The sequence below is a fragment of the Agromyces sp. NPDC057679 genome (assembly GCF_042799635.1).
Classification (GTDB): Bacteria; Actinomycetota; Actinomycetes; order Actinomycetales; family Microbacteriaceae; genus Agromyces.
This window is the reverse complement of the sequence record NZ_JBHVIK010000001.1, coordinates 1,123,653-1,136,573: the sequence shown is the minus strand read 5'-3', so window position 1 is coordinate 1,136,573 and position 12,921 is coordinate 1,123,653. Positions and strand designations below refer to the sequence as shown.

Annotated in this window: 9 protein-coding genes; all 9 read left to right on the top strand. The window is 70.4% G+C overall.

Annotated elements, in window-relative coordinates; all coding sequences use genetic code 11:
• The first annotated feature begins 8 nt into the window (after nt 1–8).
• The 9 genes from ACFVAJ_RS05085 to ACFVAJ_RS05045 all read left to right on the top strand — a co-directional run bounded on the left by ACFVAJ_RS05085 (nt 9) and on the right by ACFVAJ_RS05045 (nt 12,789).
• Complete coding sequence (locus tag ACFVAJ_RS05085; protein WP_376941741.1) at nt 9–1,133, top strand: ABC transporter ATP-binding protein; 1,125 nt, start codon at nt 9–11, stop codon at nt 1,131–1,133.
• Between the two features lie 95 nt (nt 1,134–1,228).
• Nucleotides 1,229–2,395 (top strand): hypothetical protein, encoded by a 1,167-nt coding sequence (locus tag ACFVAJ_RS05080; RefSeq protein WP_376941738.1) that lies wholly within the window; start codon nt 1,229–1,231, stop codon nt 2,393–2,395.
• Nucleotides 2,396–2,399: 4 nt separating this feature from the next.
• Nucleotides 2,400–4,289 carry an ABC transporter permease gene (locus ACFVAJ_RS05075; RefSeq protein WP_376941736.1) on the top strand — a complete coding sequence of 630 codons (1,890 nt, stop codon included), beginning with the start codon at nt 2,400–2,402 and terminating at the stop codon, nt 4,287–4,289.
• A gap of 241 nt (nt 4,290–4,530) precedes the next feature.
• Nucleotides 4,531–5,892: a 4-aminobutyrate--2-oxoglutarate transaminase gene (gene gabT / locus ACFVAJ_RS05070; RefSeq protein ID WP_376941734.1), complete on the top strand. Its 1,362-nt coding sequence runs from the start codon at nt 4,531–4,533 to the stop codon at nt 5,890–5,892.
• Complete coding sequence (locus ACFVAJ_RS05065; protein WP_376941732.1) at nt 5,889–7,175, top strand: Glu/Leu/Phe/Val dehydrogenase; 1,287 nt, start codon at nt 5,889–5,891, stop codon at nt 7,173–7,175. Before gabT ends, ACFVAJ_RS05065 begins: the two co-directional genes overlap by 4 nt.
• 115 nt (nt 7,176–7,290) lie before the next feature.
• The gene (locus ACFVAJ_RS05060; RefSeq protein WP_376941730.1) at nt 7,291–8,760 is read left to right on the top strand and encodes an NAD-dependent succinate-semialdehyde dehydrogenase; all 1,470 of its coding nucleotides are present in this window, start codon (nt 7,291–7,293) and stop codon (nt 8,758–8,760) included.
• 171 nt (nt 8,761–8,931) lie between these two features.
• On the top strand, nt 8,932–10,308 hold the full coding sequence (locus ACFVAJ_RS05055; RefSeq protein ID WP_376941728.1) for a flavin monoamine oxidase family protein: 1,377 nt from the start codon (nt 8,932–8,934) through the stop codon (nt 10,306–10,308).
• Nucleotides 10,309–10,322: 14 nt separating this feature from the next.
• The gene (locus tag ACFVAJ_RS05050) at nt 10,323–11,198 is read left to right on the top strand and encodes a universal stress protein (protein WP_376941726.1); all 876 of its coding nucleotides are present in this window, start codon (nt 10,323–10,325) and stop codon (nt 11,196–11,198) included.
• A 70-nt stretch (nt 11,199–11,268) separates the two neighbouring features.
• Complete coding sequence (locus ACFVAJ_RS05045) at nt 11,269–12,789, top strand: APC family permease (RefSeq protein ID WP_376942476.1); 1,521 nt, start codon at nt 11,269–11,271, stop codon at nt 12,787–12,789.
• Nucleotides 12,790–12,921 lie beyond the last annotated feature (132 nt).

Sequence of the window (12,921 nt, the reverse complement as noted above, 5' to 3'; positions counted from 1 at the left end):
GCGGACACATGACTGCAGCACAGGGAGGCGGCCGCCTCGTCGTCGACGGCCTCGAGAAGCAGTACGAGCTCGACGGCGGCGCAGTGCCCGTCGTCAAGGGCGTCAGCTTCACCATCGAGCCGGGCACCTTCACCTCGCTCCTCGGGCCCTCGGGGTGCGGCAAGACGACCACGCTCCGCTGCGTCGCCGGCCTCGAGACGAGCAACGGCGGGCGGATCACGCTCGACGACAAGGTGCTCTCGACCGGCACCGAGCACATGCCGCCCGACAAGCGCGACGTCGGCATGGTGTTCCAGAACTACGCGATCTGGCCGCACATGACCGTCTTCGCCAACGCCGTCTTCCCCCTGCAGGTCTCGGGCGGCAAGCTGCCGAAGAAGGAGGCGCGGGCCCGGGCCATGGAGGCGCTCGAGCTCGTGCAGCTCGACGCCTACGCGAACCGGCCCGCCACCGCGCTCTCGGGCGGCCAGCAGCAGCGCCTCGCCCTCGCCCGGGCGCTCGCGCACCGGCCCCGCCTCCTCCTGCTCGACGAACCGCTCTCGAACCTCGACGCGAAGCTCCGCGACACGATGCGCAATGAGCTGCGAAGCCTCCAGCAGCGGCTCGGCATCACCGCGCTCTACGTCACGCACGACCAGTCCGAGGCGCTCTCGATGTCGGACCGGGTCGCCGTGATGAACCAGGGCCGCATCGTGCAGGAGGCCTCGCCCCGCGAGCTCTACTACCAGCCGGCCGACCGCTTCGTCGCCGACTTCGTGGGCCGGGTCAACATGATCCCCGCGGTCGTGCGCGAGCGCGGCGGCGCGGGGGAGGCGCTCGTCGAAGCCTTCGGCACGCGGCTCGCGACCCCCTGCCCCGACGGCGTCGGCCTCGGCGACGAGGTCACCGTCACGTTCCGCCCCGAGAGCGTGCGCTGGCACGAGACCGCGCCCGATCGCCCGAACGTGCTGCCCGCCCGCGTCGTACGGGTCGAGTTCCTCGGCGAGATCGTCGAGTACGAGGTCGAGGTGCTCGCAGGCCCGACCGTCGTCGGCACGATCGTGGCGCGCGGGGCCCCCCTCGACTCGCCCGCCAACGGCAGCGAGATCGCCATCGAGCTCGCGCCGCACGCGTGCCGCGTGCTCGCCGACTAGCCACCCCATCGCGCAGGAAGGCCGCTCCACCCGCTCCATCGCACCGTCCCCCGCTCCATCCATCAGAGATCCACGTCAGAGAGGACACCCGGATCATGAAGTCACCCACAGCCCGCAGCGGCCTCATCGCCCTCGCGGCGACCGGCATGCTGCTGCTCAGCTCGTGCAGCACGCCCGGATCGACGCCGCAGGCCATCGAACCCTCCGGCGATGCCGCCGCGGCCGGCGCCTGCGACGCCGTCGAGGTCGGCCCCGTCACCCGATGCGAGAACTTCTACGAGGACATCTGGCCCGCGATCGACGAGCAGATGGACGCCCTCTACGAGCAGGCCAAGGAGACCGACGGCGGCCGCCTCGTGATCTGGGACTGGTACGAGCTCTCGCCCGAGGTCATCGCCGAGTTCAACAAGAGCTACCCCGACCTGAAGATCGAGACGCAGGGCCTCACCTACAACCTGTCGTCGGCGATCATCTCGGCGAAGGCCACCGGCGCCCGCAACACCGACGTGATCTCGGGCTCGATCGTCTCCTCGGCGGCGATGACCGACGAGGGCTACTGGGCCGACGTCGACTGGGCGAAGTTCGGCGTGCCCGAGGAGTTCCTCACTCTCGGCTCGACCGGCATGCTGCCCGACAGCATCAACGGCTCGCTCATGCAGGTCAACACCGACAAGATCGAGGCCCCGGCCACGCTCGAGGGGCTGCTCGACCCGCAGTACGCGGGCAAGGTCTCGGTCGCGAGCTACAACGCGAACGTGTTCTCGGGCGTCGGCATGGCCGACGGCGAAGACGCGATGGTCGACCTCATCGGCCAGCTGAAGTCGTCGGGCACCCTCCAGGTGCTCGAAGACCAGGACTCGCCGCTCTCGAACGGCGACGTGCCGATCGCGCTCGGCCAGACCCTGTTCAACCCGAACCCGAGCCTCACGGTGCAGCCGTACGAGAACGGCCCGGTGTTCGCGCAGTTCTCGGGTGTGAACGTCGACGCGAAGAACCAGGCCGGCGGCATGCTGTGGGTGCTCTGGAACGCCTTCAACCCCGACTGGCTGAACCTCCGCATGACCGACGAGCAGTTCTCGACCACGCAGGTGCCGTACGCGGGGCTGCCCGCCTCGGTCTTCGACGAGGCGACCGGCCTCATGAAGACGAACGCCGACGCGCTGCTCGCGGGCCTCGAGGGCACGACGAACATCGAGTCGCCCGAGAACCGCGACGACTGGATCGCGATGATCAACGCCGCCGACGCGGCACTGAACGGATAACCGCATGTCGACGGCAGGACGGACCACGACGGCCGGGCGGACCCGGCCGACCGGAATGAAGATCGCGACGATCGTCGCGGGAGCGGTGATCACGCTCCTCCTCGCGATCCCGCTGGCCGTGCAGGTCATCACGGCGTTCCGTGGTCCGTTCCTGCCGTTCGGCGTGTCGAGTGCGAAGTGGTCGGTCGACAACTTCGTCACCCTCTGGGAGCTGCGCGAGGACTTCTGGTCGGTGCTCGGCTCGACCGCCGTCTTCGTGGGCGGCTCGACGATCATCTCGCTGCTGCTCGCCTTCGGCCTCGCGTGGGTCACGGTGCGCACCGACGTGCCGTTCCGGCGGGTGATCTCGGTGCTCGTCGTGGTGCCGTTCATCATCCCGCCCATCGTCAAGGCGCAGGCGTACCAGCTCATGCTCTCGCCCGAGTCGGGCGTGCTGAACCAGCTGCTGCGGCTGCTGCCCGGCGACCTCGTCATCGACCCGTACTCGTTCGCGACGATGACGGTCGTGCAGTCGCTCACGAACGTGACGTTCCCGTTCCTCATGATCGTGCCGATCCTCACCTCGATGGACGGCTCGCTCGAGGAGTCGGCGCGGGTGTCGGGCGCGTCGTGGGGGCAGACCCTCCGGCGGGTGACCCTGCCGATGCTCTGGCCGGGCCTGCTCGGCGTCGCCGTGCTCACCGGCATCCTCGGGCTCGGCAGCCTCGAGATCCCGCTCCTCTTCGGCCAGGAGGCGGGCAAGAACATCTTCGCCCTGAAGCTCTGGAACCTCATCAGCGCGGGGGCCGGCGAACTGCCGCAGTACGGGCTCGCCGCCGCGTGGGGCTGCGTGTTCCTCGTGATCACGACGATCGCCTTCGTGATCTACCTCCGTGCGACGCGCAGCGCCGAGCGCCGCGCCTCGATCTCGGGCAAGGGGTTCCGGCCGACGACCATGAAGCTCGGCGCCTGGAAGGCGCCGGTGCTCGTCGCGATCTTCGTCTTCGTGCTGCTCACCGCCGTCCTGCCGATGTTCGCCCTGCTCTGGTCGGCGATCACCCCGTACCCGATCGCGTTCTCGTTCGAGGCGCTCGCCACGCAGACGCACTTCACCGCCTTCGGCGAGGTGCTCGCCGACGGCGAGTTCTGGGCCTCGCTCGGGCGCACGCTGCTCATCGCGGGCGCCAGCGCGACGATCGCGTGCGTCGCGGCGACGGTGCTCGCCTACGGCATCGCGCGCGGCCGGCGCACTCCGGGGTCGAGGGCCATGGACCTGTTCGCCTCGTCGTCGGTCGCGATCCCGGCGGTCATCGCGGGCTTCGCGATGTTCCTCACCTTCCTCGTGATCAACCCCGTGATCCCGCTCGCGGGCACGATCGCGGCGCTCGTGATCGCGTACTCGTACCGGGTGTCGATCGCGTACCGCTCGGGCTACAGCGCGACGCTGCAGATCCGCAAGGAGCTCGAGGAGGCCGCGGTCGTGAGCGGCGCGAGCCCGCTCGAGGGCTTCCGCCGGGTGGTGGTGCCGCTGCTGATGCCCACGGTGTTCGCCGTGTGGATCCAGATGTTCATCCTCGGCACGAACGAGTTCACGCTGCCGGCGTTCCTCGCGACGCCCGAGTCGCGGCCGCTGTCGGTGTACATGTACGCCATGATCAGCCCGCGTTCGGCGCAGCTCTACCAGCCCGACCAGGGTGCGGCGATGGCGCTGATCTTCACGCTGCTGGTGTTCCTGATCGGCTACGGGCTGCAGTGGGCGGTGTCGCTGCGCGCGATCGGCCGGGCGCGACGGCGCTCGGCGATCCCCGGTCTCGGCGCCCGAGCGGCCGCCGTGCCGAACGACCCGCCTGCGCCGGCGACGCGTGCGGTCGCGGCGCAGGAGATCGAGGAGCAGAAGGAGCTCGCCGGCCGCTGACCCTCCCCGGCCCGACATCCCGGCCCCGCCCGGCCCGACACCCGGCCTCTGCAGGAAATTCGTCACGATGGTCGCCTGACACGGCGTCTCGCGTCAGTTCTCCTGCAGAAGCCGGGTGTTCGCGTTGTACGCGGCGTCCAAGAAGTGGATGCTTCGTGTACACGCGGGCGTCGAGGCATCCGTGCTGCCCGACCTACCATCGACGCATCAGCCACCGTCGTCACATTGCATCGGAGCAGCTATGACCCTCGTCGACACCCCGGCCACCACCATCCCCGGCGGCCCCGCACTCGCTCAGGAGCGCCGTCTCGTCACGGCCATCCCCGGCCCCCGCTCGCAGGAGCTCATCGCCCGCAAGGCGCAGGCCGTCGCCGCCGGCGTCGGCCACACCCTGCCCATCTCAGTCGTCGCCGCAGGCGGCGGCGTGGTCGTCGACGCCGACGGCAACTCGCTCATCGACCTCGGCTCGGGCATCGCCGTCACCGGTGTCGGCAACTCGGCCCCGCGCGTCGTCGACGCCGTCGCGGCGCAGCTGAACGCCTTCACCCACACCTGCTTCACCGTCGCCCCCTACGAGGGCTACGTCGCCGTCGCCGAGAAGCTCAACGAGCTCACCCCCGGCGACCACGAGAAGCGCTCGGCGCTGTTCAACTCGGGCGCCGAGGCCGTCGAGAACGCGATCAAGATCGCCCGCCACTACACGAAGAAGCAGGCCGTCGTCGCGTTCGACCACGCCTACCACGGCCGCACGAACCTCACCATGGGGCTCACCGCGAAGAACATCCCCTACAAGAGCGGCTTCGGCCCGTTCGCCCCCGAGGTGTACCGCGCCCCCCTCAGCTACCCGTTCCGCGACGGCGGCCTCGACGGCCGTGAGGCCGCGGCCCGCGCGATCCTCCAGATCGAGAAGCAGGTCGGCGTCGAGAACCTCGCCGCGATCATCATCGAGCCCATCCAGGGCGAGGGCGGCTTCATCGTGCCCGCCACCGGCTTCCTCGCCGCGCTCGTCGAGTGGGCGAACGCGAACGGCGTCGTCTTCATCGCCGACGAGGTGCAGACCGGCTTCGCCCGCACGGGCGCCTGGTTCGCGAGCGAGCACGAGGGCATCGTGCCCGACGTCATCGTCACCGCCAAGGGCATCGCCGGCGGCCTGCCGCTGTCGGCCGTCACCGGTCGCGCCGAGATCATGGACTCCGCGATGGCCGGCGGCCTCGGCGGCACCTACACGGGCTCGCCGCTCGCCTGCGCCGCCGCGCTCGCCACGATCGAGACCTACGAGCAGGACGGCCTCATCGAGCGCGCCAAGGAGATCGGCTCGGTGCTCATCGGCCGCCTCAACGCGCTCCGCACGGCCGACCCCCGCATCGGCGATGTCCGCGGCCGCGGCGCCATGGTCGCGATCGAGCTCGTCGACCCCGCCACCGGCGCCCCCGACGCGGCCCTCACCGGCAAGGTCGCGAAGTACGCGCACGAGCACGGCGTCATCCTGCTCACCTGCGGCACCTACGGCAACGTGGTCCGCTTCCTGCCGCCGCTCACGATCTCCGACGAGCTCCTCATCGAGGGCCTCGGCGTGATCGCGGAGGGTCTCAAGCAGGCATGAGCACCGTGATCGACAACGTCGTCGCCCCGCACGCAGCCCCCATCGCGACCCCGCTCGACGACGCACGCTCGCAGCTGGCCGAGGCCATCGGCCTGCTCGGCTTCTCCGAGGGCACCCACCAGATGCTCGCGACCCCGCGTCGCGAGCTGACGGTCGCGGTGCCGCTGCGCCGCGACTCAGGCGAGACCGTGCTGTTCACCGGCTACCGCGTGCAGCACAACTTCAGCCGCGGCCCCGCCAAGGGCGGCCTGCGCTACGCGCCGAACGTCGACATCGACGAGGTGCGGGCGCTCGCCATGTGGATGACCTGGAAGTGCGCCCTGCTCGACGTGCCCTACGGCGGCGCGAAGGGCGGCATCGCGATCGACCCCCGCGAGCACTCCAAGGCCGAGCTCGAGCGCGTGACCCGTCGCTACACGAGCGAGATCCTGCCGATCATCGGCCCGGAGCGCGACATCCCTGCGCCCGACATCGGCACCGACGAGCAGACGATGGCCTGGATCATGGACACCTACTCCGTGAACTCCGGCTTCACCGTGCCCGGCATCGTGACCGGCAAGCCCATCGCGCTCGGCGGTTCACAGGGGCGCGCGAGCGCGACGTCGCGTGGGGTCACGCACATCGCGCTCGCCGCCCTCCGACACGCCGGCATCACCCAGTCGCAGGCCACCGCGGCCGTGCAGGGCTTCGGCAAGGTCGGCGCGGATGCCGCGCGGTTCCTCACCGAGGCCGGCGTCACCGTGCAGGCCGTGAGCGACCAGTACGGCGCCGTGTACAACGCCGCCGGACTCGACATCGAGGCGCTCAGCGCCCACGTCCGCGAGACCGGTGCGGTCGTCGGCTTCGCCGGCGCCGAGGCGCTCGACGGCGCCGCCCTGCTCGAGCTCGAGGTCGACCTGCTCGTGCCGGCCGCCGTCGAGGGCGTGCTGCACGAGGGCAACGCCGCACAGGTGCGGGCCAAGGTCATCGTCGAGGGCGCCAACGGCCCCACGACGCCCGCGGCCGACCGCATCATGCGCGAGCGCGGCATCCTCGTCGTGCCCGACATCCTCGCGAACGCCGGCGGCGTGATCGTCTCGTACTTCGAGTGGGTGCAGGCGAACCAGGCCTACTGGTGGCGCGTCGACGAAGTCGAGGCCAGACTGGAGGAGCGGATGCTCAGCGCGTGGCAGCACGTGCTCGGCTACGCGACCTCGCGGGGCCTGTCGCTCCGCACCGCCGCCACCGCGCTCGCGGTCGAGCGCGTCGCCGAAGCGCACAAGCTGCGCGGCCTCTATCCCTGATCCGACAACTCCTCCCCGAGTCGCCCGTCACCGCACGGAGCCGGGCGACTCGGAGACATCCGGGACCGCAGCACACCGCACGAACTGCACGAACCATCGAACGGGAAAGTCACACATGACGAACGCAACGCTTGAAGCCACGGTGCTCGACAAGGTCGAGACCGGCCTCTTCATCGCCGGCGAGTGGGTGCCGGCCGAGGGCGGCAAGACCCTCGCCGTCATCGACCCCGCCACCGGCGACACCATCAAGGAGATCGCCGACGCCTCGGTCGCCGACGGCCTCAAGGCGCTCGACGCGGCCGTCGCCGCGCAGGACGAGTGGGCGGCCACCGCCCCCCGCGTCCGCGGCGAACTGCTCCGCCGCGCGTTCGACCTGCTCCAGGAGCGCAAGGAGGAGTTCGCGCTCCTCATGACCCTCGAGATGGGCAAGCCCCTCGCCGAGGCCCGCGGCGAGGTCGCCTACGGCGGCGAGTTCCTCCGCTGGTTCAGCGAGGAGGCCGTGCGCATCTCGGGCCGCTACGGCCTGAACCCCGAGGGCACCGGCCACATGGTCGTCTCGCAGCGCCCCGTCGGCCCCTCGTTCTTCATCACCCCGTGGAACTTCCCGCTCGCGATGGCGACCCGCAAGATCGCGCCCGCGCTCGCGGCCGGCTGCACCGTCGTCATCAAGCCCCCGGCACTCACCCCGCTCACGACGATCGCGTTCGTGCAGCTGCTCGAAGAGGTGGGCCTGCCCAAGGGCGTCGTGAACGTCATCGCGACCTCGACCTCCTCGGCCGTCTCGGGCCCGATCATCGAGGACCCGCGCCTCCGCAAGCTCAGCTTCACCGGCTCGACCGGCGTCGGCCGCGCCCTCATGAAGCAGGCCGCCACCGGCATCCTGCGCACCTCGATGGAGCTCGGCGGCAACGCCCCGTTCGTCGTGTTCGGCGACGCCGACCTCGACAAGGCGGTCGACGGCGCGATGCTCGCGAAGTTCCGCAACATCGGCCAGGCCTGCACCGCCGCGAACCGCTTCATCGTGCACGAGTCGGTCGCCGCCGAGTTCTCGAAGCGGGTCGCCGAGCGCGTCGCCGGCTTCTCGGTCGGTCGCGGCACCGAGGACGGCGTCAACATCGGCCCGCTGATCGACGACAAGGCGGTCGCGACGACCGACGAGCTCGTGCAGGACGCGGTCGGCAAGGGCGCGAAGATCCTCACCGGCGGCACCGTCATCGGCGGCGCGGGCACGTTCTACGCGCCCACCGTGCTCGGCGACGTCTCGGCCGACGCCCGCCTCCTCAAGGAGGAGATCTTCGGCCCGGTGCTCGGCATCACCACCTTCTCGACCGAGGACGAGGCCGTGCGCCTCGCCAACGACACCGAGTACGGCCTCGTCTCCTACGTCTTCACGCAGGACCTCGCGCGCGGCCAGCGCATGATCGAGAAGCTCGCCACGGGCATGATGGGCCTCAACACCGGCCTCGTCTCGAACGCGGCCGCCCCCTTCGGCGGCATCAAGCAGTCGGGCATCGGCCGCGAGGGCGGCGCCGAGGGCATCCACGAGTACCTCGACACCAAGTACACGCTCATCCCGGTGAGCTGATCTCGGGTGGATGCCTCGCGGTTCCACCCCGAGGCATCCACCCCCACCCGTGTTTCTCAGGAGACCCTGCGCGAATGACGCAGTTTCTCAGGAGATTCCGGGTCGCCTGAGTTCTTCTGACCCGTTCTCTCCTGAGAAGCGCGGCACTGTTCCTGAGAAAGGTGTTCACACATGGAACGCATCGAGACCGACGTCGTCATCGTCGGCGCGGGGGCCGCGGGCCTCACCGCCGCCAACAAGCTGAAGGACGCCGGCGAATCGGTCGTCGTGCTCGAGGCCCGCGACCGCGTCGGCGGGCGCCTCTGGACGGGCGACGTCGACGGCGCCATGCTCGAGATCGGCGGCCAGTGGGTCTCGCCCGACCAGGACGCCCTGATCGAGACGCTCGCCGAGCTCGGCCTCGAGACCTACACGCGCTACCGCGAGGGCAAGAACGTCTACATCGCCGAGGACGGCGAGCGCCGCCTCTTCGAGGGCGAGATCTTCCCGGTCCCCGCGAAGACCGAGGGCGAGATCGTCGGCCTCATCGAGAAGCTCGACGCGCTCGTCGCCGAGATCGACCCCGACGCCCCTTGGGCGCACCCGCGCGCGAAGGAGCTCGACGAGATCTCGTTCGCCGAGTGGCTCGGCACGCAGACCGACGACGAAGAGGCCAAGCTCAACATCGGCATGTTCATCGCCGGCGCGATGCTCACGAAGCCGACCCACGCGTTCAGCGCCCTGCAGGCCCTGCTCATGGCCGCCTCGGCCGGTTCGTTCTCGAACCTCGTCGACGCCGACTTCATCCTCGACGCGCGCGTCGTCGGCGGCCTCCAGCAGGTGCCGCTCGGCCTCGCCGCGAAGCTCGGCGACGCGGTGCGCCTGAACCAGCCGGTGCGCAAGCTCCGTTGGAACCCCGACAACCTCGACGAGGGCGTCGTCGCCGTCACCGACTCGATCGAGGTGCACGCGAAGCGCGTCGTCCTCGCCGTGCCGCCGATCCTCTACAGCCGCATCTCGTACGAGCCGCCGCTGCCCCGCCGCCAGCACCAGCTCCACCAGCACCTCTCGATGGGCTTCGTCATCAAGGTGCACGCCGTCTACGAGACGCCGTTCTGGCGCGAGCAGGGCCTGTCGGGCACCGCGTTCAGCCCCTACGAGCTCTCGCACGAGGCGTACGACAACACGAATCACGGCGACACTCGCGGCACCCTCGTCGGCTTCGTCTCCGACGAGGAGGCCGACGGCGTCTTCACGCTCTCCGCCGAGGAGCGGAAGGCTGCGATCCTCGAGTCGCTCTCGCACTACTACGGCCCCGAGGCGCTCAACCCCGTCGTCTACTACGAGAGCGACTGGGGCAGCGAGGAGTGGACCCGCGGCGCCTACGCGGCGAGCTTCGACATGGGCGGCCTCGCCCGCTACGGCGCCGACCTGCGCAAGAACGTCGGCCCGATCCACTTCGCCTGCTCCGACATGGCGGGCAAGGGCTACCAGCACGTCGACGGTGCGATCCGCATGGGCCGCCTCGTCGCCGAGCAGATTCTCAACGAGCAGAGTCTCGCGAGCTGAGCGGAGTCTCCAGCATGTCCGAATCGATCCGCATCGTCGTCGGCTACACGGCCGACGACTCGGGTGCCGACGCGCTCGCGTTCGGCGCCCGGCTCGCCGGGGCGACCGAGGCCTTCCTCGAGGTCGTCATGATCCTGCCGATCGAGGCCCGCGGCGGCGTCGTGCCCCGCGACCCCGCGTACGAACGGCATGTCAAAGAGCGCTCGCAGCGCTGGCTCACCGAGGCGAGCGCGAAGCTCGGCGACGACATCGCCCAGTCGCTGCACATCCGCTACGCGGAGTCGTTCGCCGAAGGACTCGTCGACGCCGCGCACGAGTTCGGCGCGTCGCTCATCGTGGTCGGCTCCGCCCGCGGCGCCGTGCTCGGCCGCTCGCGCATCGGTTCGGTCGCGAGCGCGCTGCTGCACGCCTCGGACGTCCCGGTCGCGCTCGCCCCCGCCGGCTCGCGCGACGTGCCGACGTCGCTCGGCGTCACCCGCATCACCGCGGCGATCGGCCTGCGCGCCGGGGCGAGCGCCGTGCTCGAGGCATCCGTGCGCCTCGGTCGAGCCACCCACGCGCCGCTGCGCCTGCTCTCGCTCGTGCCGATCGACCTGCCCTCCGGCATGGACGAGGAGCTCGCAGACCTCACGTCGACCGCCCACGCCGATGAGGTGCTGGTCGAGGCGCAGCGGGCGCTGCCCGCGGGCGTCGAGGCGACGGTCTCCACGGCGACCGGCTCCTCGATCGAGGAGTCCGTGCGCGGGCTCGACTGGCACGCCGGCGAGATCGTGCTCGTCGGCTCGAGCCGGCTCGCGACCCCGAGCCGCCTCTTCCTCGGGTCCACCGGCTCGAAGATGCTCCGCGAACTGCCGGTACCGATGATCGTCGTGCCGCGCCCCACCGACTGAGAGACCTGCGATGACGCACCCACACGAACACCACACCGAGCCGCACGCGCCGCTCACGACGGCGAGCGCCATGGTCGACGGCACCGACGCGGGCTTGTCGAAGAAGGGGCTCTCCGCCGGATCGGTCGGCCTCATCGGCGCGATCGTCATCGGCATCTCGTGCATCGCCCCGGCGTACACGCTGACCGGCGCGCTCGGCCCGACGGTCGCCGAGGTGGGCACGCAGCTGCCCGCCATCTTCCTGCTCGGGTTCATCCCGATGCTGCTCGTCGCCTTCGGCTACCGCGAGCTCAACAGCGCGATGCCCGACTCGGGCACCTCGTTCACCTGGGCGACCCGGGCCTTCGGCCCGTGGCTCGGCTGGATGGGCGGCTGGGGGCTCATCGCGGCGACCGTCGTCGTGCTGTCGAACCTCGCGGGCATCGCGGTCGAGTTCTTCTACCTCGCGGTCTCGCAGGTGGTCGGGTTCTTCGGCGGGGATGCCGCGGCCGTCGCCGATCTCGTCGGCAACCCGTTCGTGAACGTCGCCACGTGCCTCGTGTTCATCCTCGGGGCGACGCTCATCTCGTACCGCGACATGCAGACGACGCAGAAGGTGCAGTACTGGCTCGTCGGGTTCCAGCTGCTCGTCATGATCGGCTTCGGCGTCGCGGCGTTCATCCACGTCGCGAACGGCACCGCGTTCGACGCGACGCCGGTCGAGCTCAGCTGGTTCAACCCCTTCGAGATCGGCTCGTTCTCGGCCGTCGTCGCGGGCCTCTCGGTGTCGCTGTTCGTGTTCTGGGGCTGGGACGTCACGCTCACGATGAACGAGGAGACGAAGGGCTCGCGCACCACGCCCGGTCGCGCGGCGACCCTCACCGTCACGATCGTCGTCGCGATCTACCTCTTCGTCGCCATGGGCTCGCTCGCCTTCGCGGGCGTCGGCACCGAGGGCGTCGGCCTCGGCAACGAGGCGATCCAGGAGAACGCGTTCTTCTACCTCGCCGGCCCCATCCTCGGCCCGCTCGCGATCCTCATGTCGCTCGCGGTGCTCTCGAGCTCGGCGGCGTCGCTGCAGTCGACCTTCGTGTCGCCCGCGCGCACGCTGCTCGCGATGGGCCACTACGGCGCCCTGCCCGAGAAGTTCGCGCGCGTGAGCCCGCGCTTCTTCACCCCCGGCTACGCGACCGTCGTCGCGGCGATCGTCGCCGCCGTGTTCTACACGGTCATGCGCTTCGTCAGCGAGGACGTGCTGTGGGACACGATCACGACGCTCGGAATGATGATCTGCTTCTACTACGGCATCACGGCGTTCGCGTGCGTCTGGTACTTCCGCAAGACGTGGTTCCGCTCCGGCCGCGACTTCTTCTTCCGCCTGTTCGCGCCGTTCCTCGGCGGACTCATCCTGTCGGTGCTGTTCTTCACGACGCTCATCGACAGCATGGACCCCGAGTACGGATCGGGCTCGAACATCGGCGGCGTCGGACTCGTGTTCGTGCTCGGCATGGTGATCCTGCTCACCGGCGTCGTCATCATGTTCTGGCAGCGCTGGAAGCGCCCGGCCTACTTCCGCGGCGAGACGCTCTCGCGCGCGGTCGCGGAGGAGTGACGCCCGCGTCCCCTCCGTACGTATGACGAGGCCGCCCCCTGCGACACCAGGGGGCGGCCTCGTTCGTGTTCGGTGCGGCGGGCACGGCTCGGCGCTCGGCGCCCGGTCGCCGGCCGAATCGCGTCGGAGGGC